The organism is Comamonas thiooxydans, from assembly GCF_002157685.2.
Lineage (GTDB): Bacteria > Pseudomonadota > Gammaproteobacteria > Burkholderiales > Burkholderiaceae_C > Comamonas > Comamonas testosteroni_H.
This window is the reverse complement of record NZ_AP026738.1, coordinates 2689954-2712837: the sequence shown is the minus strand read 5'-3', so window position 1 is coordinate 2712837 and position 22884 is coordinate 2689954. Positions and strand designations below refer to the sequence as shown.

Genomic DNA, 22884 nt, shown 5'->3' with positions numbered 1-22884 from the left:
CGCTTGAGCCGGTCACACGCAGGCGGTGAAAGCGACACAGCCACCTGATATCTCATCCTTTGTCTTGGCTCAGGCAGGCTCTTTCTATCCACCCTTGCTCATGAAGGCGTAGTGTTCTGCTGCCGGTACCGGCTTGCGCGCACTCGAATGTATGGAGCCCTGCTCCGTGAAGAGAAAAGGATAGAAGCTCATGCAAGCATCATTGCCCATGCCGGCCACCTCTGCTTCCCAGCCTTCCCAACGCAAATCACGGTAGAAGTCGCGCAGCCCCTCCGTGAAAGCCCATTGTACAAACGCCGTATGCCTCATCTCCAGCGATTCCCAGGCCCAGGTGTCTGGAGCCAGATAATGGACAGCCCCCAGATCCTCGCCCAGGGCCCCGCCATTGATGGCGAAGAATCCACCTACGGCATCGTCGGCAATCAGCAAAAATCCGCTGCTGCGCGCGCGATTCCACGCCGCGAGATCGCGCGTGAGCCTGGGATGCCCCGAGCCCAGCATTCTGAGCCAGCCCCCGTCAATGAGAATTCCACCGGTTCCATGGGCCATGGCCCCCAGCGGCGAGCGTGTCGTGACCTGCAACGCAAGCAATACGGAGTCTCTCTGGGCCGAGGGTGGAAGACATTCGACAGGAATGCTCGCATCCTGCGCCCAGGCTTGTATCAGCGACAAGGCCGGCTCGTCGCGCTCCAAAAGTTCTGCCAGTGCACGCATCGATCCTCCTTGATGCAAAAGTCAAAAACGTCGGAATTCTGACATTTGATCCTGGTATTCGGAAGCCTCGGGAAAGGCCTCAAATCGGTGCATGGCTCAACATTGACTTGATGGCTCATTCGCCAGGCATCGGCTCCGGCTGCTGGCTGGCGGTGCCTGGCAATTTCTGGACCGCTTGCGCGGAATGAGGGTGCGCCTGATGCAACCCTATGGAGCAGCCAAAGGGATCAAGCAGCATTGCCGCAGCTGCACCAAGGCTTGTGACGATAGGACCTCGGTACAAAACTGCGCCTCGTTGCTCGAGTTCCTGCCGCGCCAGATGCAGATCGTCCACCTCCCAGTAAACGGTTGTCCCACCGGCTCCGCCGGGGCACTTGCTATCAAGTGGGTGAAATCCGATCAGACATGCCGGCGTGCTGATAAAAGCGTAGTGATGATTCTCGTACTGCACCTGCACCTGAAACAGTTCGGCATACCAAATGGCCGCAGCGTCGATATCAGGGACGAACAGCACGACGGATTGAATTTGCTTGAGCAACATAAGCTCTCCAAGACTCTCTGACATAGCAACCCGCAATGTAACGCCGACCTAGTGCTGACAACAGGATTGCCGTCATCGCCTCCGCGCTTCAGCCATAAGCGGCAGCCCTTTGAAGGGCGTCCCGGAATCCTCTTCAGCCACCATTCGGAGGCACCCTGAACCCAGCCATCACTCGCGCCTCGGCGCGCTCCAGCCAATCCCGGACTTGTGCCAGCCAGCGCCGTGCGCGGGCCTCCCCGGATCCTGCGGCTTCAAGCCCGTGCTTGGGCTCAGTTGCAGTCCTGTCATCCAATGCGTCATAGCCTGTATCAGGGTCTTCAATTCGATGATTTTTCATGGTCGCCCAATGGTCTTTGGCCACCAAACATCTGTAAAGTTGAATGATCTGACTATTCAGTTCAGAAAATCTGATTCGAAACCCATGCGAAACCTGAATCTCGACCAATTGCAGACGCTGATTGCCATCGCCGATCTCGGCACATTTGCCGCAGCAGCCCAGGCGCTGCATCTGGCGCCACCCACGGTCAGCCTGCACATCAAGGAGCTGGAGGCACGCATGAACGCCACGCTGTTGCTGCGCGGCAGGCGCCAAGCAGAGCTGACTTCGGCCGGCCAGGTGCTGGTGCAGAAAGGACGCAAGCTGCTCGAGGCCGGCGACGACCTGATCGATCAGGTGCAGCGTCACGCCAGCGGCCGCGCCGGCCTGGTCAAGGTAGGCGTATCGGCCGGGGTCAATATCCGGCTGTTTCCGCTGATGCTCGACGCCCTCAGTCGTCACAGCCCGGGCATTGACATCAAACTGGAGGCTGTGGGCTCGGCCGACTCCATGCAGCGCCTCAAGGCCGGAACTCTCGATATCGGCCTGGTCGCCAGCCCGCAGGCGGAGACGGCCGAGATCATGCTCACGCCCTGGCGTAACGACCCCATGGTGGCACTATTGCCTGCCGCCTGGGAGGTCCCCGAACGGGTCAGCCCCGAATGGCTGGCAAGTCGCCCCTGGGCCTGCTTTGCTTCCGCCACGCAGATGCACGGACTGATTGCCGGCTGGTTCGGCCAGGCAGGACTGAGTCCTCGCCCGTTCATTGCGCTGACCTATACCGAGGCGCTCAAAAGCCTGGCGGCAGCCGGTCAGGCTGCAGCCCTGCTACCGCTGGAGGCCATGGAAGAGCAGCAGCAACTGAGCAGCGTTCAGATACGACATCTGTCGCCCACCTTGATGCGCCCCATGGCCATCGCCCATCGCCAGTTGCCAGCCCTGAACCCGGCGGTCGCCAGCGTACTGACGGTGCTGGCAAAGTTCGGCAATCAACCACACCCTGCTTGACCTCGACGCTGCACTGCTTAGAATCGAGCGCTTTCACTGTCCACCGAGGCTCTTCACCCATGCGCCATTGATGCCGCCGTCTGATTGACGGCCACCTCCCCTCCTCCCAATCGCTGCCACCGTTATGCGCAGCCGGGGATGTTCGGCATCAACCCATCGCATGGTTCTATGACAGAAGCTCGCCTGACGCTGCATGGCGTCTCCTACACGCTGCCCAATGGGCGGCCACTCTTTTCCAATCTTTGCGGCAACTTCGGCTCTCTGCGCTCGGCGCTGGTGGGCCGCAATGGCGTGGGCAAGACCGTGCTGGCCCGCATCCTGGCTGGAGAGTTGTCTCCCGGTGGCGGCAGCGTGACGCGTGCGGGCCGCATTCACTATCTGCCGCAAAACCCGCTGGCGTCCCGCCCAGACCTGAGCCTTGCTTCGCTCTCAGGCCTGAGCGGCACACTGCAGGCACTGGAGCGTATTGAACAAGGCAGTTGCGAAGCCAGCGACTTCGAACTACTGGCCGAGCGCTGGGATATACGTGAGCAGTTTCAGACGCAGCTCGAGCGGATCGGCCTGCCCCGGCTGTCACCGCAAACCCCTGCCAGCCAGCTCAGCGGCGGTCAAGCCATGCAGGTCGCACTGCTGGGCGCTCAAATGGCCCAGGCCGACTTTCTGATTCTCGACGAGCCCAGCAATCATCTGGACGCTGCCAGCCGCTCTGCCCTGGCACAGCAACTGCTCCAATGGCGCAGTGGCCTGCTGCTGATCAGTCATGACAGAGTCCTGCTGGAAGTCATGGACTCAGTGGCGGAACTGAGCTCCAGCGCAATCACTATCTACGGCGGCAACTACTCTTTCTATAGAGAAGTCCAGCGCCAGAAAAGCCAGAATGCACAAGACGAGCTGACCCGCCTCAAGCTGGAACGCAGCCGCGCCGAGCAGGCCTTGCGCACGCAGCAGGAACGCCAGAGTCGCAGGCAGGCACGTGGTGAAAAGCTGGGAAAGAACGGCAACCAGGCCAAGATTCTGCTGGACGCAGGCAAGGAGCGCGCCCAGAGTTCGGGCGGCAAGCTGGCGACCCAGCAGGCCGCAAAACGCGAAGCCCTGAACCAGGGCGTGCGCGAGGCCGCCCTGACGCTGCAGCGCCAGGTGGACTGGCAGGCTGAGAGCATTCACTGGCATCTGCCGCAAGGGCTGACGACCCTCGGAGATCGCATAGTGGCTGAACTGCACGAGGTGCAACTGCCTCATGTGGCAAGGCACTCACCCCTGAGCCTTGTGCTGCGCGCCGGTCAACGCATGGCCATCACCGGGCCAAACGGCTGCGGCAAATCCACGCTGCTGCAACTGCTGGCCGCTCGGCTGCAGCCGCTGGCTGGCGAATGCAAGCTGAATGTGACGCATGCCGTGCTCGACCAGCATCAGAGCCTGCTGCAACCCGCATCGTCGGTACTGAGCCAGTTGCTTGCCGCGAGTCCGAGCACGCCCGAGTCGCTGCAACGCATGCGCCTCGCACAGCTAGGGCTGGACGCACGCCATATCGATCAGCCTAGCGGGAAACTCAGCGGTGGTGAACGCCTCAAGGCCGCCATGGCCTGCGCGCTTTACCGTGACGAACCGGCGCAATTGCTGCTGCTGGACGAACCCGACAACCACCTGGATTTGCCATCTCTGCAGGCGCTGGAGAACATGTTGTGCCAATACGCTGGCACGCTGATTATCGTTTCGCACGACGCCATGCTGCTCCGTGCACTGAAGTTGACTCACCAGCTGGACTTTGCCGCTGAAACATGGACATTGACAGCGCTCTGATCGCTGCCACCGCCCCTGTCACGGTCATTTCCGGCTGGCAGGTCCAGCTCTCGGTTGAATCTCGGTTGTACAACGCCGTGCATCCTGCCCACGGTTCGGCAGTGTCCAGGGCACTTATGCATGCCATGTGTCCAAGCTCCCGACCATTCATCTACTTGCCCCCTGATTTCGACTTCAGGGGTTCAGAAGGTCTTTTTCCAGCTTCTTCCGTCCGTGGATCGATAGTCACCACCCGTGGCACAGCAACCGCCCGCACCAAAGGCCATGCGTCCCAGCGTGACCTGGAGCACGCCTGCCTCGTAGCGGATGGACTGACGCTGGCAGGAAGTGAAGAACGGGTAGGGCTCGGGAGTCAGCACTTTTTCCCAGTGGACTTCGCCCTTTTCCAAGGGCTCCACAAGAAAGACCTCGCAGTCGTGGACCAGGAGGAACACCGGCTGGCCTGCCAGCACGCCCTTGAAGACCTGCTCCGGCGCAGCATCACGCGTGGCCTGCGCCTGTTTGCTCAGAGGTGCTTGGGTTTCGCCAGAGTTGCAGCCCGCCAGACCTGTCAGCGCCAGCAGCAGAAAGGAGAACAAGGGCTTTGCGATCATGAGAGTTCAGTATGCCAGTTGCTTGCCATCGCCATGGCTGAAATCGTGTTGAAGAATCCAAGCAGTCATCATGCATATTCCGTGCGATCCGCAATGTCTTCGTGCCCGACGACACCGGCACGCGCGAGCAGCCCGATATCTCGCCTCCTGGAGCACGGTGTCAGATCACCAGCGCAAGCTGTGTTTTTCGAATCGGCCCACGCCCCATGTCCTCTGGGCGAATCTCAAGGCATTGGACTTCAACCCGAAAACCGACAAAGTCAAGAAGCTTGAGCTGGGCGCGGGCCAGAGCCATGAATCTTCCACCTCTGCCACGGCAGAACTCAAGCCCTTGGTACCGTTTCAATTTCTGGGCATTCAAGGTCTGGCAGACTTGTAAAAAAGCGACCAGCGCTGATGCATCAGCACTGGTCGCCATGGTTGTAGCGATTGCGACTTAGCCAGCCTTGGTGCCCACGCGTTCGCGCAGTGACGCCAGAAGCTCGGCCGGCAAAAACCTGAAGGCCAGTTGCAGCAGCAAAAAGCCAATCAAGCCATCGTCCAGCCAGCCCAGAACGGGAATGCTGTCGGGTACGAAATCTATGGGGCTGACGATATAGAGCGCCGCCAGCACGGTGACCAGCTTGGCCGCCTTGGGCGAGCGCGGGTCGCGCAGCACGACCCAGGCGAGCAGCAGCTCTTTGCGAAAGCGTGACAGCGCACGACCCAGTTTCCACATAGCAGTCACTCCGGCAAAAGTGAAAAAACCGAATCTTCAATTGCGGTCGAACCGGACGATGGCAAGAGCAAGGCATTGCCGGTCTGCCACAGAATGTATCCACGAGCCGAAACCCCAAAAGCATCAATCCTTTTATCGAAAAAGATTGATGCCCCTGATTTGACGGCAAATCAACCGTCGATCGGGTGTTCCGGCGTCTGCAGCGTGAGCTGGTAGAAGGCCAGATCCAGCCAGCGGCCGAACTTGAAGCCCACCTGGGGCATCAGGCCCACGGACTCGAAGCCCAACCGCTTGTGCAGTGCAATGCTGCCCGCGTTGGCGGCGTCGATGGCACCGACGAGCACATGCACATCTCCACGCTGCCTGGCCTCGGCAATCAGCAGCTCCATCAATTGCTGCCCCAAACCTCGACCCCGGTGCTGTGGATGAACATAGACCGAATGCTCAACCGTGTATTTGTAGGCGGGGTAGGCGCGAAAACCTCCCCAGCTGCAAAAGCCCAGCAACCGGCCTTGCTCATCCTCAATGCCGATGACGGGGAAGCCGCCTGCACGCTTGGCCTCGAACCAGCTGACCATGTTTTGTGTCGTGCGCGGCTGGTAGTCGTAGAGCGCCGTGGAGTTGACGATGGCATCGTTGAAAATATCCAGAATCGCAGCGGCGTGGCGTTCGTGCGTGCATTGCACGATGTTCAGATCACTCATTTCTTGGCCTCAGGCACCCAAATCAGAGTCGCTATTATGGGCAAGGTCCAAGCAGTCGTGGCCTGCGCAGCATTTAACTGCACAGGCCCGGGTGCTATAAGAATAGATTCAGCTTCCTTCCCGCCGGCATTTTCAGGAAACCCTCATGCAAAGCAGCGCACGCAACCAGTTCAAGGGCAGTGTCTCCCATATCAGCCACGGCATCGTCACCGATGAAGTCCAGATCCGTACCGAGCACAATGCGGAGCTGGTGGCGACCATCACGCATGGCAGCGCCGTCAGCCTGGGCCTGAAGGCCGGCAGTACGGTGATCGCCATGGTCAAGGCGCCGTCCGTGATGGTGGTGACGAATTGCGAAGGCGTGCGCTTCTCGGCGCGCAACCAGCTCACCGGCAAGATCACCCGAATCAAGCCCGGAGCAGTGAATGCCGAAGTGACCATAGACGCCCAGGGCCTGCAGGTGGTGGCCATGGTCACCCAGGAAAGCACCGAAAACCTGGGCCTTGCCGTGGGCAAGACGGCTACGGCCTTGTTCAAGGCTTCTCAAGTCGTGCTGGCGGTGCTGCCCTGATGAACGAATCCATTGTTCTGCAACCCATAGGCCGCGTACACAGCCCGTTCAAGCATGCCGTGGGCATGCCCATACAGACCGTGGCTGCCCAGCAGCATGAGGGAAAGATAGAGATCTTTGCACCTTTTGCCGCAGGCTTGCGCGATGTGCAGGAGTTTCAATACCTGATCCTGCTCACCCACCTGCATGAGGCCACGGAAAAGCTGGAAGTCGTGCCCTTTATGGACACCAGCAGCCATGGCGTTTTTGCCACAAGGGCGCCGGCAAGACCCAACCGCATCGGCCTGTCCATTGTCGAGCTGCTTGGCATGGACGAATGCTGGCTGCATTTCCGCGGTAACGACATGCTGGATGGCACGCCCGTGCTCGACATCAAACCCTATGTGCCGCAGCTGGATGTGCGCGAGACAGAACGCATAGGCTGGTTTGCCAGAGGGCTGGATCAGTTGCCGGGCAGGCTCTCCGACGAGCGCATGCGTTAAGAGCTATTTGTTTTCCGAGCTGGAGCAGCTGATGCGTCTATCTCCAAAGCGCATGCAGCTACTTGATGCATGGCATGGTACCTAGCGCTCTTCGTACCTGCCGGTCACGCGCCCCTGGCTATCCGTCACCACACTGCTCTTGACCTGCCAGACCAGACCATCGAGTCCGGGCACGGTGTACTCGCCGTCACGCCCCTTGACGGCCTGCTTCCAGGCCTGCATCTGAGCCGGGGTCAGGCTGAGCTTGAGCTCGTGGTCGCTATGCCAGTCCAGCATCCCGCCTTCACTGTCGCCGGCAGGCACCAGCTCCAGCGTGGAACCATCGCCTGCCAGAATCAGCGGGCGGCCATGAGGCAGGCGCGCCGGCAGCATGGCCTTGAGGTCGCGCACGCCCAGGCTTCCCAGACGTATCACGGTCTGCGGGCTGCGCAACAGGCGCTTGCGATGGCTGAAGCCAAGCACATCGTTGTAGAGCACGCCTGTCTTGGAGCCTTCTCGTGCAGCCCCCGCGTCGATGGCGAGCTGCACAGCGGGCAGGTCATGCAGACTGGGTCGGGCCAGATCCGTGATCCACAACGGCATATAGCTCTGCAGGGAATGCAGCGCTCCCTGCACATTCCAGCGACGTACCTCGCGCAACTCGTCACTGGTCAACCCCACCAACTGCAGAAACATCAGGTCGCCGTAGGGCGTGTGAATGGCCGGCAGTTCGGGATCCTGCACAAAGCCCATCTCGGTCAGCAGCGTGTCGGCATCGGCCTTGATCGGGCCGTTGGCCGTCATCCAGTGGCCTGGGGCCAGCACATTGCCGGTGCGAAACACATATCGAGCAATATTTTGCAAAAAGTTAACAGGCCAACTAGGTGGCTCCTGCTCGCTGGCGTCACGCATCAGCCTGAAACTCAACTCGAAACCATAGCCACTGGGCTTGCCTGGAGCGATGTCGTAACTGTCGTCCAGATCGCCATACAGGTCGCTGAAGCCATAGCTGACATAGTGCCAGTGCGGCGCGCCCTGCTCGCTGCGATAGACGTTGACGCCGTCCAGCGGCTCATCTCCTCCAAGACGAAATTTGATCAGCGTCCCGAAATGCGCGGGCTGCTGATCGCCATAAACCGTCTGCAGCGCCTCATCGATTGCATCCCATCCCTGGCTGCCCTCTTGCCCGTTAGCGTGGGTTTGAGAGTCGTAGGTTTCGCGGGAATTCATGGCCTTTTTCTCCTTTGCCCCAAGTATCAAGGCAGGCGAAAGCCGTTCGAGCAGGATTACAAACGGAGATGTGAGCGAGCGTTTCTGGCCACCATGCGTTCAGAAACCTCGGTCGCCCCCTCGATTTGCCACCAGGCAGGCAACAGTGCGCGCACCTCGGCGCGCGCGAAGCGGTCGTCCATCAGTACCAGAACGCCACGATCGTGCTCGCCGCGTATGACACGGCCAGCTGCCTGCACCACCTTGCGCAAGCCTGGATAAAGATAGGTGTAGTCATAGCCCAGCCCCACTCCCATGGCCTGATCCATGGCACGCTGCATGGCTTCGTTGACAGGATTGAGCTGTGGCAGACCCAGCGTGGCAACAAAGGCACCGATCAGACGGCTGCCGGGCAGATCCACGCCTTCGGAAAATGCCCCGCCCAGCACGGCCAGACCCAGGCCCTGACCTCCCTCGACAAAGCGAGCCAGGAATTCGGCACGCCCGGCCTCGTCCATGCCGCGCTGCTGCAGCCACAGCGGCAGTTGCGGCTGCAACCGCTCCAGGGTGGCGGCCAATTGCTGCAGATAATCAAAGCTGCTGAGAAAACACAGATAGTTGCCAGGCTGACGCGCATATTGCTGCGCGATCAACTCGGCCATGGGGATCAGCGATGCCTCGCGATCTCGCCAGCGTGTCGATATATGGCGTGCGATATGTACCTGCAGCTGCCGGGCCGCAAACGGCGACGGGACATCCAGCCAGGCAGTATCGGCAGGCAGTCCCAGCAGGTCACGGTAGAACCCTGGCGGACTCAGCGTGCCCGAAAACAGCACCGTGGTCTGTGCCGCCTCATGGCGTGGCGCCAGATGCGGCCCGGGCACCACATTGCGAATACACAGCGTGGATGCCGGCGTACGCACTCTGCTCGCACGCTGCTGCGGCGGCGTGGCCAGTTGAATATCAAACAGCGCATGCGGCCCGAACTGATCGGCCAGCGCCTGAAAGTGCAGCAGTTCCCAGTAAAAATCCAGCAATGCCTGGTCGGCAAGCGCGGGCGCCCCCCCTGCGGCCGCATGGCCGGTTATCTCCTGCTCAGCCAGCTGGTCCGCTATTGCACCCACTGTCCGCTGCACGGTGCCCAGCAGTGCGTCAGGAATGCTCTCGTAGCTTTGGTAACTGGCCTGATCCTGGGCCTTGTTCAGCGCCTGCCACTGGCGCTGCAGTGCATCGAGTGCCTTTTTGACAGCACCGGTCGCTGCCTGGCGGGCCTGCGCCAGATCAAACTGGGACAGCGGTGCCGTGTACATGCTGCGCGCGCGCTCCAGCAGATTGTGCGCCTCGTCCACCAGCACGCCCACGCGCCAGTCCTGCTGCAAGGCCAGCGCATAGAGCATGGCGGCACTGTCGTAGTAATAGTGGTAGTCGGCCACCACTGCATCGGCCCAGCGCGCCAATTCCTGCGACAGGTAATAGGGGCAGATGCCATGTTCCAGGGCCAGAGCCCGCAACGCTGGCGCATCCCATAGCGGCAGTTGCAGCGCCTGCTGCCTGGCCGCAGGCAGTCGGTCAAAGAAACCGCGCGCCAACGGACAGGACTCTCCATGGCAGGCCTTGTCGGGATGCTCGCAGGTCTTGTCGCGCGCCTGCATATCCAGGATACGCAGTGGCGCTGCCGATGCCGATGCCGGCAAGGCTTGCTGCAGCTGACCCAGCGCATGCAGTGCCAGTCCATGGCCAGTGCCTTTGGCGGTGAGAAAGAACAGCTTGTCCAGACCAACTGAATCCGTGGCCCCCTTGCCCATGGCGGCTCCCATGCTCTTGAGCAAGGGAAAAATCGTGGCCAAAGTCTTGCCGATACCGGTCGGAGCCTGGACCATCAGGCAACGACCTCCTTCGCTGGCATGGGCCGTGCGGTAGACGGCCACTGCCAGCTCCCGCTGCCCGGCTCTGAAGGCAGGCATGGGAAACTGCAGCTGCGCCATGGCCGCATCGCGCGCCCGGCGGTGGGCGGCCTCGCTGCGTGCCCAGTCGAGATAGCGGGCACATTGCGATTCGAAAAAGGCTTGCAGTTCGGCGGCAGAACACTCCTCCACCAGCACGGTCTCCTCTGCGCTGCCGATCTGGAAATAGACCAGCGCCAGCTTGAGCCGCTCAAGACCGCGCTCCTGACACAGCAAATGCCCGTAGACCCTGGCCTGGGCCCAGTGCAAGGTCCGGTGATTGGGACGCACGCCGTCGAGGCGACCCCGGTAGGTCTTGATCTCTTCGAGTTGCTGCTTCACGGCATCAAAGCCATCGGCCCGGCCGCGAACCTGAAGCTCTTCGAACTGGCCTCGGAGCGCTAGCTCCGTCTCGTAGCCGCCCACTTTTTCACGCCGTTTCTGCACCACGGCATGCCCTTCCATGCCCTCCAGCGCACTGGGCGCGGGCGTGAAGCGCAGATCAAGATCGCCGCCGCGCGCCGTGAACTCGCACAGCGCGCGTACTGCCACGCAGAGCGCAGGCTTCATGACGTGCTACCTTCATCGCGCCACTGCACATGACAGACGCGCACGGGAATGCCCTGCTCCTTGCAATAGGCCAGCCAGCGAATCTGGTTGTCCTGCAGCTTGTCACCCGGCGCTTTGACTTCCACCAGCTCGTAGCGTGAACCGGCATCGGACCGCTGGGGCCAGAAGCGCACCAGATCGGGAAAGCCGGTGCGGTTGGCCTTCACGTCCAGCAACAGCCGCGCGAACAGAGTCCTCAGATGAGTGGCGGGGATGCAATCCAGCGCCAGCTCCAGCAGCTCTTGCGTCAATGAGCCCCAGAACACAAATGGTGACTGAACCCCTTGCTTGTCGGCAAAACGCTGGCGAATCGTGGCCCGGTAGCGACCGTCCTCCAGTTCGGCCAGACAGGCATCAAACAGCGGCTGGCGGCGCAACGCAAAATCCGGTGCTCCCATGTCGGCCGGCCCACTCTGGAAGGGATGAAAAAACGCCCCCGGCAGCGGCGCAAAGATGGCGGGCCAGCACAGCAGACCGAATAGCGAGTTGACCAACGCGTTCTCCACATAGAACACCGGCGCATCGGCGCTATGCCAATGGGCTTGCAGCGCGTACTCCACCGCCATGGGCTGGGCGGGTCGGTCCAGCTGCACATCGCTGCGCAGGGCCGCCACGGCCGGTGCCAGAGCTGGCTGGCGCCCCACGGCCCCCAGTCCCAGGCTGCGGCTCAGACGCGGCAGCATGCGCGCCACGCGCTGACGCTCCTCCTCGCTTTCAGGCGCGGCTTGCGCCTGGCTGGCAAGGGCCAGGGCCTCATCAAAGCGCTGCATGCGCTCCAGCACCCGAATATGACGGTGGCGTGCACCCGCATAGCGGCTGGCCGTATAGGCCTGAGCCGCCAGCGGCCAGTCCTGCAGCCTTTCGCAAACTTGGCCAAACTTCAGCAAAACCTTGGCCCGGCGCATGTCCAGCCACGGGTTTTCGCTATGATTTTCAATGAGCGCAGGCAGTAATTGTGCGGGCTCCACACCTTCGTCGAGTGCCTGACGCAGTGCCGACATCTCCAGATAGAAGTCCAGATCTTCGCGGCGCTGAAATGCGCGCGAGTCAGCATCCAGCGCCACCGGCTCGTAGCGGAAAATACCGAGGTCGGCCAGCACGAACTCCGACCAATCCTGGTAGAGGTTGCCAAAGAACATCAGCCTCAGACGCTCTCCCAGCTCGCCCACCATGACGCGCCAGACAGGATCCACGGCCTCGGGATGCCAGACGGCATACGGCCGAGGCTCGGGTTGCCTCTCGGCCAGCCGCTGCAGCATCTCGGCCTTGCGCATAGAAGAGCACAGCTCAAAGCCAGTCAAGATCTGCAGCAGCTCGGGCTTGGTGTGCAGGCCGAATAGTTCGACCGCCTCCATGGGCTCGGTGGCACTGAGCCAGCCTCGCTCCAGCAAGGGTGCTGCGGCGTCGCCCGTCACAGGAATCTCCTCGTAGGTCAGCTTGCTGGCGCGAAACCAGGGTCCGCGCCGCATCAGCATGCGTACCAGCAGCGCCCTGGAGTTCTGCGGCAAGCGCGCAAAGCCGGCGATGAAATCAGCCTCCTGCTCGCTGAGCAGATCTCCATAGCGCTGCGCCAGCCAATCCAGCGCCTGCTGGAAGTTGTGCAGATAGTAGAAGCGGTGCGGCGGAAGAATGGCGGCCTGGGATGCGGTCACGGTGACGCTCACAAAATGCTCGGCGAAAAGACGGCTGGACGCCGACAATGAAACCTGTATTTTCATACAGCCCATAAATCCCTGCAGGCGCCTCCGAACCCAGGATTGCCGATCAGCGGGCGAAACGCTTGCGGCTTGAATGCCCGGTGGCAGTGGCACACAATCAATGCTTCATTCAACAAGGAGCAGGCAATGCTGGACTGGAACGAATACCGCAAGGAATTGGCAGGCAGGCTGGGAGAGTTTTCCGAGCTGAGCCCGGGCACCATGGAGGGCTACAAGGCCTTGTCCGGCGCGGGCAGGAAGACCGGCCATCTCGATGCCAAGACGCGAGAGCTGATTGCCATTGCCGTAGGTGTGACCACGCGCTGCGACGGCTGCATCGCCGTGCATACCAAGGCCGCCAAGGCTGCTGGTGCCAGCCGGGAAGAAATTGCCGAAGCCCTGGGTGTGGCCGTGGCCTTGAATGCGGGCGCCGCCATGGTCTACTCGGCCCGTGCTCTCGATGCCCTGGACGAGTAAGACACCCAAAGGACAGCCGCCAGAGATTCACTGGCTTGCCATCCCAATCCTTCAAAGCACGACCTGCGTGCCCAGTTCCACCACCTGGTTCGCAGGCAGCTTGTAATAAGTAGCTGCGCTGGCCGACTGGCGCGACATCCAGCCAAACAGCGCACAGCGCCAGGCGGAAAGACCGCCTGGCCCGTCCACCACCTGTACCCTGGCGACGAAAAAGCTGGTCGTCATGGGGTCGAGGTTCGGTATCTCGCCATCGACATCCGGTGTCATCCGCTTGAGTGCCGCCGGAATATCGGGCTGCTCGCGAAAGCCGAAATGCATGTCCAATGCCCAGACCCCATTGCACATGGGCTTTAGCTGCAGGCGCTCGCCATCATGCACATAGGGCGTGTTCTCGTTGATCACGTGGAGAAATACCGTCTGCTCATGCATGACCTTGAAATGCTTGAGATTGTGGAACAGCGCATTCGGCACCAGCTTGGGGTCGGAAGTCAGATAGACGGCCGTGCCGGACACCACCGGCACGCCGCTCATGGGCGAGCTCATCAGATCGCTCATGGGAATATCAAGGCGACGGCGATGTTCGGCCACCAGCTGGGTACCGTCGCGCCATGTGGTCAGCGCGATGAAGATGATGGCGCCCAGAGTCAGCGGCAGCCAGCCGCCCTGCTCCAGCTTGGTCAGGTTGGAGGCAAAAAAGCCTATCTCCAACAGCGCAAAACAGGCCAGCGCTGCCAGCGTCACGGCTCTTGATCGGCTACGCCCCAGATAGACCACAAAGCCCACCAGCATGGTGGTGATCAGCATGGTGCCCGACACGGCAATGCCATAGGCCGCCGCCAGTGCCCCAGAGGACTTGAAGGCCAGCACCAGCGCGATCACGGCCAGCAGCATCAACCAGTTCACGCTGGGAATATAGATCTGCCCCTGCTCCTGATCGGAGGTATGCAACACACGCACACGTGGCAAATACCCCAGACGGCTGGCCTGCAGCGTCATGGAATAGGCTCCGGAGATGGTCGCCTGCGAGGCAATCACCGTGGCAGCCGTGGCCAGCACCACAAAAATCAGCAACCAGGACGGTGAGGCCAGCAAGAAAAAGGGATTGCTGGCCGCAGTCGCATCGCGCAACAGCAAGGCACCCTGACCGAAGTAATTGAGCATCAGAGACGGAAACACCAGCCCGTACCAGCCCAGACGCACGGCCCGGCTGCCGAAGTGACCCATATCGGCATAAAGAGCTTCGGCACCTGTCATGGCCAAAAACACGGCCGAGAGCAGAAAGAAGGCCTTGTCCGTGTGTTGCACGGCGAAACGCAGCGCATGCAGCGGGTTGACGGCCTGCAGCACCATGGGCGTCTGCACAATGCTGGCCACGCCTGCCCAGGCAATGCAGAGGAACCAGACAATGGTGACCGGGCCGAACAGCTTCCCCACCACACTGGTGCCCTTCATCTGAATGGAGAACAGCCCGATCAGAATGCCGATGGTGATGGGGACGATGAAGTGCTCGAACTCCGGCGTGGCAATGCTCATGCCCTCCACGGCGGAGAGCACGGAAATCGCCGGCGTGATGATGGCGTCCCCATAGAACAGTGCGGCCGCAAACACTCCGGCAGCGACCACAAAGCGCGAGCGGCGCGACTGATCGCCCATCACGCGATGGGCCAGCGCCGTCAGCGCCAGCACGCCGCCCTCGCCGTCGTTATCGTGGCTGAGCACCACCCACACATACTTGATGGCGACGATGACGATCACGGCCCAGAGCAGGGCCGAGAGCGCGGCCAGCACATTCTCGGGCCCCACCGTCAGTCCATGGGCGCCGGTAAAAGCCTCCTTGAACGCATAGAGCGGGCTGGTGCCGATATCGCCGAACACCACGCCCAGCGCTGCCAGTGTCAGTGCCGACTGGCTGCTGCCCTGCCCTGCTTTTCCATCCCCCTGAAGCCCATGTTTGCTCTGTGACATAGCCATGCTTTTGCAATGATAGAGACCGCCTCACGCTAGGAGCCGGCAGCCCAGTATGGCACGCTGACGGAAATTGGAAAGCCTGGATGACGCCGGACCGAGCTGTCTTTCTTTATGCGATCTTGATAGCAGCAGCCACAATCCATGCAAGGGCTTGAGGCCTTTATTCCTAGATTCAAGGCTTCACAACAACCGGCTTGTCCTGCAAGCCCGCCTCCCATGAAGCCTGTCGCCATCCTCCAGCACGAAGCATCGCAAGGCCCCGGCATTTTGCTCGACCATCTGCGCCAGCAAGACATTGCCCATGTGCTGATAGATCCCTGTGCCGAAGACGCGGCACCGGCCAATGCGCGCGACTATCGCGGCATCATCGTGCTGGGCAGCAACCATTGCGCCAACGAGCATCTGCAATGGATCGATGAGGAACGCGGCCTGCTGCAAAGTGCACTGCTGCACGACATCCCCGTGCTGGGCCACTGCTTTGGCGCGCAGATGCTGGCCCGCGCCATGGGCGCACGCGTCTGGCGCAACCCCTGCCCGAACATAGGCTGGAGCGAGGTCCGCATCACTGCCTGCGCCCAGCAACTGATGAGCCTGCCCGCGCAAGCCACCATCTTCAACTGGCACTACGACAGCTTCGACATTCCCACGGCAGCCAGGCGCACCATGTACGGTCGGCATTGCCTGAACAAGGGCTTCGTCCATGGTCGGCAATGGGCGTTTCAAGGCCATCTGGAAGTGACCGCAGACAGCGTACGTCAATGGTGCGGCGAGGGCCATGACGAGCTGCTGCAGGCCCGGGGACCGGCCGTTCAGAGCGAGGCCCAGATCCTGGCTCGACTGCCGCAACACATAGGCCAGCTGCATGCCATGGCGTTGCGTACCTACAAGGCATGGACCGATCAGCTGGACAGGCCTGTTTCGGTGGCCTGCAGCGGCCCCTCGGAAACTCTGAACCGATTTCGCCTGCGCTCCGGCGAATACCTTCGCATGCAGCTATGAGACTGCACACTTGCCGCCCCTGGGCTGGCCAGGAGCAGACGTTTTGTTGCATCTGGCGGACGATCTCTGGCAAGGCCCGGCCGCTGTCTGGGTCAGAATGACCGGCAAACTCACTGCCCAAGCTTCATGGACTTCACAACGCTTGAAAAACACCTGGATACCTCGCCGCTGCTGAAGGCGCACAAGCAATACTTCCTGAATCTGGCCCAGCCCGCCGTCGCCATTCGCCTGAGCCCCACCATGGGCGAGCCCTTGCAAAGCCGCTTTGGCGGCCAGCCCATCGTGCCTGCGGGCTTTGTCTGGCCCGAGCATCCGGACGGCCACTACCTGTTTGTAGGTCAGATCAACTTTGCCGAACTCTCCGCCGGACCCGGTCGCCCTGCAGAGCTGCCGGCCAGCGGCCTGCTGTCGCTGTTCTACGGCTTTGACGAGGACGACGCCATCTTCTGGCGCGACCAGGACTATCTCAAGGCGTTCTACTGGCCGGACATCAGCGGCATGCATGAGATCCAGGCTCCCCATCAGTGGGTCACGGACAGCCGTGCGCTGCAGTTTGAGAACTGCATCGACCTACCTCGCCACGAGGAGCTGCGCAAGGACTGGCCAGTCGAGTTCGATGAACTCCAGGACTGGCTCCATGGACTTGAAGAAAGCGGCGAGCTGCCTCGCGACTATCTGCTGGGCCGCCCCTCCTGGGACAGTCTGGGCTACGATCCCACGCCCGAGGCTGAGGAGCACCCCGGCAGCTCGCACTGGCGCTCGCTACTGACGCTGCAGTCACACGAGGAATTCCACTGGTGCTGGCAGGACGGGGCACGCCTCATGGCCTTTATCGAAGATGCCAGGCTGCGCGCCAGGGACTTTAGCCATTTGCAGGTGGACTGCGGCTGATGCCGGGTTCAACCTCCCCAAGCACAAGGAGCCGCTCATGCCCACACAGATTCCGGCAGACATCCTCAAGCAATGGCAAAGCGGTCACAAGATCGAAGCCATCAAACAGCTGCGCGAGCAAGGCGGGCTGGGTCTGAAGGAGGCCAAAGACATGCTGGAAGCCAGCGACGAGCCCGACTTTGTCCAGCATGGCGCGACAGAGCAGACGCAAGCCATGCAGCAGTTGCGCGAGCAGCTGGAAAAACTGGGCATGAAAGATGCCACTTTGCTGCTGGACCAGCTGAATCGGGACGGCGCCGCGCCCGGCAGTTCCTTCTCCTCCATCAAGACCACCACCACGACCGTCAATGGCAAGACCACCACCAGCGTCACCGTGAGCGGGGATCATGCAGAGGCCATAGAGGCGCTGATGTCGGGCGCGAACGCAGTGCCCGCAAAGACCAGGGCCGAGGTGGAAGACGCCATGGCACGCGGCAACAAGATCGAGGCCATCAAGCTGCTGCGCGACGCCACGGGCCTGGGTCTGGCCCAGGCCAAGGACCATATCGATGCGGCCATGGACGGCATTGCGCTGGACTGGCAGATCCTGCAACGGCAATCGGCGCGGGCCAGCGTCCCCAACAGCTTTCAGCCCGGAGCGCCATCGCCGGGCGAGGTCCCCAGAGGGCAAGGCCGGTATCTGTGGCTGCTGGTGCTGGCACTGGCTGCCGTCGGCCTTTGGTATTACTTCAAGATGCCTTGGAGCCTATAGCAGACAGGCGAAGAAAGCTCACTTTTCAGACACTTTCGGCTCGGATTCAAGGTTGCGGGGCAGTTGTATCGGCCAACTGCCAGCCACCGCCTAGCGCCTGGTACAGCGCCACGGCGTTTTCCAGCTGGCTCTGACGCAGGCGCAGCACTTCCTGCTGTACGGCAAACAGATTGCGCTGGGCATCCAGCTCCTCCAGATAGCTAGCATAGCCGGCCTCATAGCGATCCTTGGCAAAGCCCAGGGTACGACCCAGCACTTTTTCGCGTTCCTTGGCATGCTCCCACTGGGCCTGCAGTTGCTGGGAACTGACCAGGGCTGTTTCCACATCGCCAAAGGCCTTGATGACCACACCGCGATAGGCATAGGCGGCCTGATCGCGCTGGGCAGATGCCGCATCGAACTGCCCCTGCAGGCGACCGCCGTTGAACAGCGGCGCCAGAATGCTGCCGCCCAGCGACCAGACCCGCGCCGGGTTGTAATCCAGAGCGTTGATGAACAGGCTGCCGAAGTTTGCACTCAGGCTCACATGGGGCAAAAAGGCCGCGCGCTGTGCCGCAAGATTGCTGTCGCTGGCCGCCAGCAGCAACTGGGCGCGCGCAATGTCGGGGCGGCGCTCCAGCAAGCCTGACGGCAAGCCAGGTACAGGCATGGCGGGCAAGCTCATGGACTCGAGCCCGGCATGCTCGCTCAAGCTGGAGCGGGCCAAGGCCTGTGCCTGGTCATCACCGCTGCCGCCCACCAGCTGCATCAGCGCTATGCGCTGGCGCTGCAGCGCCAGGGACATCTGCTGCACCGATTGCCGCACGCTTTCCAGCTCGGCCAGCGCCTGGCTTTGCTGCAGCTGCGAGATATAGCCCACACGCACCTGATCGGTGAGCAGGCGCACCGCTTCCTCGCGCGACTTCACCGTGTCCTCGGCCACGGCAAGCTGGGCCTGCAGCGAGCGCAGAGCGATATAGGCCTGCGCCACGGTCGCGGCCACCGTCAGACGTACCGCGTCGCGATCCACCTGGCTGGCCTGCAGGCGTTTATCGGCAGCCCGGCTCAGACTGCCCAGGCGATCCCAGAGATCCAGCTCCCAGCTCGCTTGCAACACGGGCTGGGCCGAACGCACATGCACCATCTGGCCGGTTCGCGCGCTCAGGCTACGGTTGGCCGAGCCCGGTGCGCTGAGCGACAGCTGTGGCGCCGCGGCAGAACCGGCCACATCGAGATTCGCGCGCGCCTCCTCCACGCGGGCCAGGGCGGTGAGGACATCGTTGTTGCGCGCCAGCGCCAGTTCCACCCAGCGGCTCAACTGCACATCACTAAAGGCCTGCCACCAGCCGACCTGGACTGCGCTGGCAGCACCTGCGGCCTGGTCCGCGCTCCAGCTGACCGGCACCGCAGGCCGAGCGCTGTCCGGAGCCCGAGTCAGGCTGGGCACGCTGCAGCCAGCCATCAGGAATGCAAGCGCCAGGGGCAAGGCACGCACGGTAGGGAAGGCGTTCTTCATGGCTTGGTCTGTTCGGGTGCGGAAGCTGCTGGCGCTTGAGATTTTTGAGCCAAATCGACATCAATCGCTTGAGGCGTCTGAGCTGAATGCTCTGCTTTTTGCGCAGTATCGAGGCGCACAATGACCGACATGCCGGGGCGCAGGCGCGCTGCATCGGCCTGGCCCTCGTCGATGGCAATCTTGATGGGCAGACGCTGAACGACCTTGGTGAAATTGCCCGTGGCGTTATCGGCCTTGAGCACGCTGAACTCCGAACCCGTGGCCGGTGCAATCTCCAGCACATGGCCCTTGAGGCGCAAGCCGCCCAGCGCGTCCACGCTGAAGCTCACGAGCTGGCCGATCTGCACCCGGGCGGTCTGGGTTTCCTTGTAGTTGGCCACCACCCAGTAAGTGGGCGGCACCACATACATGAGCTGCGTACCGGCCGCCACGTACTGGCCCTTGCGCACCGCTACCTCGCTGACCTGTCCGTCGCTGGGCGCATGGACCACGGTGTTGTCCAGATTGATCTGTGCCTGGCGCAGCAGCGCCTCGGCCATCTGCACCTGGGCCTTGAGAGAGTCACGGCCCACGGTCGTGGCCTTGATCTTTTCATGGTTGATCGCGATGTCTGCCTGGGCCTTGGCCACATTGGTCGCGGCCAGGCGCGAGGTGGCGCGCACCTTGTCGCGTTCGTTCAGAGACACGGAGCCTCGCTCGGCCAGCTCCTGCACACGCTTGAGTTCTGCCTGCGAACGCTGGGCCTCTGCCTCCACGGCAGCCAGACCGGCACGACTGGCGCTCAGGGTGGCCCGGTTCTGGGCCTGGGTCTGTTCGGAATTGCTCAGCTGCGCCTGGGCATTGGCCAGTTGCGCCTGCGCCTGCGCGACAGCCGCTTCATAGCTGCGGCTATCGATGCGCACCAGCGGCTGGCCGGCCTTGACCTGCTCGTAATCCTTGACCAGCACCTCGGTCACGTAGCCATTGACCTGCGGTGCCAGCACGGTGACGGCGCCGCGCACATAGGCATTGTCCGTGGTCACCACCGAGCTGTTGAAGGGCCACAGATTCCAGGCCCGCAGCACGAGCAGCATGCCTGCCAGGGCCACCACCAGCATGATGAGCACACTGCGCAAAGAAGGCTTGATCTTCTTCGGCGTGGGAGGCAATGCTGCAGCGGGTGAAGGGGCAGCTGTCGCCGCAGAGGCGGCGGGGGAATGGGGTTGTTGACTGTCGCTCATGCTCAATCTCTTGCTGTTATCGGTCTGAGTTCCTTGCCTGGGGGCCGGAGCCATCCCGGCCGCCATCGCCGGCCGCAGGGCTGCTGCGGGCATCCTTGTCGATTTCCTGCTCCAGCTCGGCCTCGAGCTCGAGCGCCTGGGCGTTGTCCTGCAGGGGATCGCGGCTGGCCAGCACGGCCTGCTCGCGAGTCTCGGCCGCCTGCGCCGCGGCAGCTAGGCGCCTGGCTTCCGCGCCTTCGATCACTACGGTCCGTGCCGGACTGGCGGACTCGGTCCGAGCGCCCTCTTCCACATCGCCATAGGCATCGGTGGCCGTGGGCTGCACCACCACCGTGACACGTTGCGATGCGTCGGGCTCATGGACGTTCGCTGCCTCAGGCTCTGCAACCGGAGCCACCGAAGGTGCGCGCTGGGGCGTACCGTCGGTCCCGGCAGCTGCCGCCACCTGGTTGCCGCTTTGCCGTGTCATGGCGCGCACCATGGCCGCAGCCTGGCGCACGCGCGCCGAGGCTCCCAGGCTCCAGAGCAGATACAGCAAGGCGATGGCGGCCGTCAGCGCAAACACATCGTTATAGGCACGCACATTGGCTTCGCGCCGCACGATCTGCGACAGCTGCAGCGTTCCCTGATTGACGCGCATGGAGGGATCGGGCGTGACCTTGCCGTAGATCTGGTTCTGTATCTTGAGCCGCTCGGCCACCACGGGGTCGGTCGGGTCTATCTGCGCCACCAGGGCCACGGAGTAGATCTGTTCACGGTAGGTCTGGTAAGTGCTCAGCAAGGCCGAACCCAGCAAGCCGCCCATGGCCTGCGTCATGGAAATCGTGACCACGGCGGTGAGCATGTGGTTGGCGCCGAATTTCAGCCCCTGGATGATGCCGGTCAGCATCAGCGGGCCCATGAAGACGCCCGAGCCCACCGCCAGCAGAAACTGGCTGAAGAAAAAGTCCGAAGGACGGTCCACGCTGCTGCGGTGGTGATCGAGAAACGCTGCCACGGCAAACAGCGCAATCGCCACCACGATCTGCTTGCCCATATTGGGTACACCGAAAGTAACAGCAGACAGCGCAACCCCTATAAGCGTTCCAAGCAGAATAACCATGAATAGCGGCTGCATCTGATCGGATGTCATGCCCAGCGTGCGCATCAGCCCCACCACGCCGTAGCTTTGCTCGGCCGTGAGAAAGCGCAGCAAGATGGCTCCGATCACGAAACGAATCGTCGGCATCTGCGCGAACCAGCGCGTGTGGAACATGGGATTGAAGCGATGGTGCTCGATGTAAAGCGCGACGCTGAGCAGCGCGATTGCTGCCACCAGCATCCAGGCCAGCCCCGGCGTATCAAACCACCAACGTGAGTAACCCTGAACCAGCACGGCAATCAACAGGCCCAGGCCCGGCACCATCAGGCAGAAAGTGACGAAGTCCAGCTTCTCGAAGGTCCTGATGTACAAGCCCGATGGCAGCTTGAGCAGCACCACGGCGGCAAAGGACATCAGTGCCAGGCCGGCTTCAAACAGATAGAGGTTGTGCCACTCGCTGTTATAGAGCAGACCCGGCGACAGAATCCAGGCCAGCGGCGTGGCCAGCTGGCCTACGCCCACGCCGATCACCAGCATCTTGAGCACATAGGTGCGCGGTGCCGACTGCAGCATGTAGAGCGTGCTCAGCGACGAGCAGGTCGCCGCTGCCAGGCCGCTGGCCGCGCGCAGCAGGATCAGGCTGTCGTAGCTGCCCAGCAGCAGATGCAGCACGCTGAGCGCGGCGTAGCAGCCCAGGCCGATCTCGGTGAACAGGCGCATGCCGAACTGTTGGCGGAATTTGTAGACCAGCAGATTGGCCGTCATATTGAACATGACGTAGGCGCCCGTCAGCCAGGCCGCCTCGACCGAGGTCAGCCCCAACTGCCCCTGAATCGTGGGCAGATTGGCGGTGAACAAGGCATTGCCCAGGCCACCGGTCAGCCCGACCAGAACAGCAATCAGCCCATAGCAGACGCGGACCCAGGGCTCGTGATGGGGCATGGCCGGCGAGCCGGGCAGCGCCGGCTTCTCATGCTCGGCCCAGTCCGGCGGGCGGCGCAGCAGGATGACGGGCCCTTGCGGAATGGCTGGAGGAGCTGTAGCCTGGCTGCTGGGAGGTTTCGGGCCTTCTTGATTGGCTTGAACCCCAGTGGCTTGTGCTGCAGCTTGACTCATAA

The 22884-nt window shown here is 62.1% G+C and carries 21 protein-coding genes; 8 read left to right on the top strand and 13 right to left on the bottom strand.

What is annotated here, in order from left to right; all coding sequences use genetic code 11:
- Positions 1–84 precede the first annotated feature (84 nt).
- Together CTR2_RS12475 and CTR2_RS12470 are read right to left on the bottom strand one after the other, a co-directional pair.
- Positions 85–714: a DUF2625 domain-containing protein gene (locus CTR2_RS12475; protein ID WP_087083687.1), complete on the bottom strand. Its 630-nt coding sequence runs from the start codon at positions 712–714 to the stop codon at positions 85–87.
- 115 nt (positions 715–829) lie between these two features.
- The gene (locus CTR2_RS12470; protein WP_087083689.1) at positions 830–1255 is read right to left on the bottom strand and encodes a VOC family protein; all 426 of its coding nucleotides are present in this window, start codon (positions 1253–1255) and stop codon (positions 830–832) included.
- A 421-nt stretch (positions 1256–1676) separates the two neighbouring features.
- Between CTR2_RS12470 and CTR2_RS12465 the strand changes: the two genes are divergently transcribed.
- Both CTR2_RS12465 and CTR2_RS12460 read left to right on the top strand, forming a co-directional pair.
- Positions 1677–2579: a LysR family transcriptional regulator gene (locus CTR2_RS12465; protein ID WP_087083691.1), complete on the top strand. Its 903-nt coding sequence runs from the start codon at positions 1677–1679 to the stop codon at positions 2577–2579.
- Positions 2580–2747: 168 nt separating this feature from the next.
- The gene (locus tag CTR2_RS12460; RefSeq protein WP_176391658.1) at positions 2748–4379 is read left to right on the top strand and encodes an ATP-binding cassette domain-containing protein; all 1632 of its coding nucleotides are present in this window, start codon (positions 2748–2750) and stop codon (positions 4377–4379) included.
- 182 nt (positions 4380–4561) lie between these two features.
- Here CTR2_RS12460 and CTR2_RS12455 read toward each other — a convergent pair whose 3' ends face one another.
- From CTR2_RS12455 to CTR2_RS12440, 4 genes are all read right to left on the bottom strand, one after another.
- Positions 4562–4972, bottom strand: coding sequence for a hypothetical protein (locus CTR2_RS12455; RefSeq protein ID WP_087083695.1), 411 nt, complete (start codon positions 4970–4972; stop codon positions 4562–4564).
- A gap of 160 nt (positions 4973–5132) precedes the next feature.
- A complete protein-coding gene (locus CTR2_RS12450; RefSeq protein ID WP_140401043.1) occupies positions 5133–5390 on the bottom strand; it encodes a hypothetical protein in 258 nt (85 codons plus the stop codon).
- 18 nt (positions 5391–5408) lie between these two features.
- Positions 5409–5690, bottom strand: coding sequence for a YkvA family protein (locus CTR2_RS12445; protein WP_087083697.1), 282 nt, complete (start codon positions 5688–5690; stop codon positions 5409–5411).
- Positions 5691–5860: 170 nt separating this feature from the next.
- Complete coding sequence (locus tag CTR2_RS12440) at positions 5861–6394, bottom strand: GNAT family N-acetyltransferase (protein WP_087083699.1); 534 nt, start codon at positions 6392–6394, stop codon at positions 5861–5863.
- Positions 6395–6539: 145 nt separating this feature from the next.
- Here CTR2_RS12440 and CTR2_RS12435 point away from each other — a divergent pair, with 145 nt between their 5' ends.
- On the top strand, positions 6540–6965 hold the full coding sequence (locus tag CTR2_RS12435) for a TOBE domain-containing protein (protein WP_087083702.1): 426 nt from the start codon (positions 6540–6542) through the stop codon (positions 6963–6965).
- Positions 6965–7447 carry a tRNA (N6-threonylcarbamoyladenosine(37)-N6)-methyltransferase TrmO gene (tsaA, locus tag CTR2_RS12430; RefSeq protein WP_087083704.1) on the top strand — a complete coding sequence of 161 codons (483 nt, stop codon included), beginning with the start codon at positions 6965–6967 and terminating at the stop codon, positions 7445–7447. Before CTR2_RS12435 ends, tsaA begins: the two co-directional genes overlap by 1 nt.
- Positions 7448–7528: 81 nt before the next feature.
- On the opposite strand, the gene CTR2_RS12425 is transcribed toward tsaA, so the two are convergent.
- Genes CTR2_RS12425 through CTR2_RS12415 form a run of 3 tightly spaced genes read right to left on the bottom strand, consistent with a single transcriptional unit; the run spans position 7529 to position 12905 of the window.
- On the bottom strand, positions 7529–8656 hold the full coding sequence (locus CTR2_RS12425) for a suppressor of fused domain protein (RefSeq protein ID WP_087083706.1): 1128 nt from the start codon (positions 8654–8656) through the stop codon (positions 7529–7531).
- A 56-nt stretch (positions 8657–8712) separates the two neighbouring features.
- A complete protein-coding gene (locus CTR2_RS12420; RefSeq protein ID WP_087083708.1) occupies positions 8713–11148 on the bottom strand; it encodes an ATP-dependent DNA helicase in 2436 nt (811 codons plus the stop codon).
- Positions 11145–12905 carry a VRR-NUC domain-containing protein gene (locus CTR2_RS12415; protein ID WP_087083710.1) on the bottom strand — a complete coding sequence of 587 codons (1761 nt, stop codon included), beginning with the start codon at positions 12903–12905 and terminating at the stop codon, positions 11145–11147. Before CTR2_RS12415 ends, CTR2_RS12420 begins: the two co-directional genes overlap by 4 nt.
- Before the next feature lie 126 nt (positions 12906–13031).
- Between CTR2_RS12415 and CTR2_RS12410 the strand changes: the two genes are divergently transcribed.
- The gene (locus CTR2_RS12410) at positions 13032–13361 is read left to right on the top strand and encodes a carboxymuconolactone decarboxylase family protein (protein ID WP_004340750.1); all 330 of its coding nucleotides are present in this window, start codon (positions 13032–13034) and stop codon (positions 13359–13361) included.
- Between the two features lie 51 nt (positions 13362–13412).
- Here the strand turns inward: CTR2_RS12410 and CTR2_RS12405 are convergent, their stop codons facing one another.
- Positions 13413–15326, bottom strand: a complete 1914-nt coding sequence (locus CTR2_RS12405) for a potassium transporter Kup (RefSeq protein WP_176391659.1) — start codon at positions 15324–15326, stop codon at positions 13413–13415.
- 219 nt (positions 15327–15545) lie between these two features.
- Here CTR2_RS12405 and CTR2_RS12400 point away from each other — a divergent pair, with 219 nt between their 5' ends.
- The 3 genes from CTR2_RS12400 (at position 15546) to CTR2_RS12390 (ending at position 17970) form a co-directional block, all read left to right on the top strand.
- Positions 15546–16328, top strand: coding sequence for a type 1 glutamine amidotransferase (locus CTR2_RS12400; RefSeq protein ID WP_087083712.1), 783 nt, complete (start codon positions 15546–15548; stop codon positions 16326–16328).
- 126 nt (positions 16329–16454) lie between these two features.
- Positions 16455–17219 carry a YwqG family protein gene (locus CTR2_RS12395; protein WP_087083714.1) on the top strand — a complete coding sequence of 255 codons (765 nt, stop codon included), beginning with the start codon at positions 16455–16457 and terminating at the stop codon, positions 17217–17219.
- Positions 17220–17256: 37 nt separating this feature from the next.
- Positions 17257–17970 (top strand): ribosomal protein L7/L12, encoded by a 714-nt coding sequence (locus CTR2_RS12390; protein ID WP_087083716.1) that lies wholly within the window; start codon positions 17257–17259, stop codon positions 17968–17970.
- A 46-nt stretch (positions 17971–18016) separates the two neighbouring features.
- Here the strand turns inward: CTR2_RS12390 and CTR2_RS12385 are convergent, their stop codons facing one another.
- From CTR2_RS12385 to CTR2_RS12375, 3 genes are read right to left on the bottom strand one after another with little or no spacing between them, the layout of a single operon-like run.
- Complete coding sequence (locus CTR2_RS12385) at positions 18017–19465, bottom strand: efflux transporter outer membrane subunit (protein ID WP_087083718.1); 1449 nt, start codon at positions 19463–19465, stop codon at positions 18017–18019.
- Positions 19462–20685: an HlyD family secretion protein gene (locus CTR2_RS12380; RefSeq protein ID WP_087083721.1), complete on the bottom strand. Its 1224-nt coding sequence runs from the start codon at positions 20683–20685 to the stop codon at positions 19462–19464. Before CTR2_RS12380 ends, CTR2_RS12385 begins: the two co-directional genes overlap by 4 nt.
- 16 nt (positions 20686–20701) lie before the next feature.
- Positions 20702–22882 carry an efflux MFS transporter permease gene (locus tag CTR2_RS12375; RefSeq protein WP_087083723.1) on the bottom strand — a complete coding sequence of 727 codons (2181 nt, stop codon included), beginning with the start codon at positions 22880–22882 and terminating at the stop codon, positions 20702–20704.
- Positions 22883–22884 lie beyond the last annotated feature (2 nt).

What these genes read in the sequence shown, in the direction of transcription:
- CTR2_RS12475 (WP_087083687.1), bottom strand. Translation starts at nt 714, where the DNA reads ATGCGTGCACTGGCAGAACTTTTGGAGCGCGACGAGCCGGCCTTGTCG.
- CTR2_RS12470 (WP_087083689.1), bottom strand. Translation starts at nt 1,255, where the DNA reads ATGTTGCTCAAGCAAATTCAATCCGTCGTGCTGTTCGTCCCTGATATC.
- CTR2_RS12465 (WP_087083691.1), top strand. Translation starts at nt 1,677, where the DNA reads ATGCGAAACCTGAATCTCGACCAATTGCAGACGCTGATTGCCATCGCC.
- CTR2_RS12460 (WP_176391658.1), top strand. Translation starts at nt 2,748, where the DNA reads ATGACAGAAGCTCGCCTGACGCTGCATGGCGTCTCCTACACGCTGCCC.
- CTR2_RS12455 (WP_087083695.1), bottom strand. Translation starts at nt 4,972, where the DNA reads ATGATCGCAAAGCCCTTGTTCTCCTTTCTGCTGCTGGCGCTGACAGGT.
- CTR2_RS12450 (WP_140401043.1), bottom strand. Translation starts at nt 5,390, where the DNA reads ATGGCGACCAGTGCTGATGCATCAGCGCTGGTCGCTTTTTTACAAGTC.
- CTR2_RS12445 (WP_087083697.1), bottom strand. Translation starts at nt 5,690, where the DNA reads ATGTGGAAACTGGGTCGTGCGCTGTCACGCTTTCGCAAAGAGCTGCTG.
- CTR2_RS12440 (WP_087083699.1), bottom strand. Translation starts at nt 6,394, where the DNA reads ATGAGTGATCTGAACATCGTGCAATGCACGCACGAACGCCACGCCGCT.
- CTR2_RS12435 (WP_087083702.1), top strand. Translation starts at nt 6,540, where the DNA reads ATGCAAAGCAGCGCACGCAACCAGTTCAAGGGCAGTGTCTCCCATATC.
- tsaA (WP_087083704.1), top strand. Translation starts at nt 6,965, where the DNA reads ATGAACGAATCCATTGTTCTGCAACCCATAGGCCGCGTACACAGCCCG.
- CTR2_RS12425 (WP_087083706.1), bottom strand. Translation starts at nt 8,656, where the DNA reads ATGAATTCCCGCGAAACCTACGACTCTCAAACCCACGCTAACGGGCAA.
- CTR2_RS12420 (WP_087083708.1), bottom strand. Translation starts at nt 11,148, where the DNA reads ATGAAGCCTGCGCTCTGCGTGGCAGTACGCGCGCTGTGCGAGTTCACG.
- CTR2_RS12415 (WP_087083710.1), bottom strand. Translation starts at nt 12,905, where the DNA reads ATGAAAATACAGGTTTCATTGTCGGCGTCCAGCCGTCTTTTCGCCGAG.
- CTR2_RS12410 (WP_004340750.1), top strand. Translation starts at nt 13,032, where the DNA reads ATGCTGGACTGGAACGAATACCGCAAGGAATTGGCAGGCAGGCTGGGA.
- CTR2_RS12405 (WP_176391659.1), bottom strand. Translation starts at nt 15,326, where the DNA reads ATGTCACAGAGCAAACATGGGCTTCAGGGGGATGGAAAAGCAGGGCAG.
- CTR2_RS12400 (WP_087083712.1), top strand. Translation starts at nt 15,546, where the DNA reads ATGAAGCCTGTCGCCATCCTCCAGCACGAAGCATCGCAAGGCCCCGGC.
- CTR2_RS12395 (WP_087083714.1), top strand. Translation starts at nt 16,455, where the DNA reads ATGGACTTCACAACGCTTGAAAAACACCTGGATACCTCGCCGCTGCTG.
- CTR2_RS12390 (WP_087083716.1), top strand. Translation starts at nt 17,257, where the DNA reads ATGCCCACACAGATTCCGGCAGACATCCTCAAGCAATGGCAAAGCGGT.
- CTR2_RS12385 (WP_087083718.1), bottom strand. Translation starts at nt 19,465, where the DNA reads ATGAAGAACGCCTTCCCTACCGTGCGTGCCTTGCCCCTGGCGCTTGCA.
- CTR2_RS12380 (WP_087083721.1), bottom strand. Translation starts at nt 20,685, where the DNA reads ATGAGCGACAGTCAACAACCCCATTCCCCCGCCGCCTCTGCGGCGACA.
- CTR2_RS12375 (WP_087083723.1), bottom strand. Translation starts at nt 22,882, where the DNA reads ATGAGTCAAGCTGCAGCACAAGCCACTGGGGTTCAAGCCAATCAAGAA.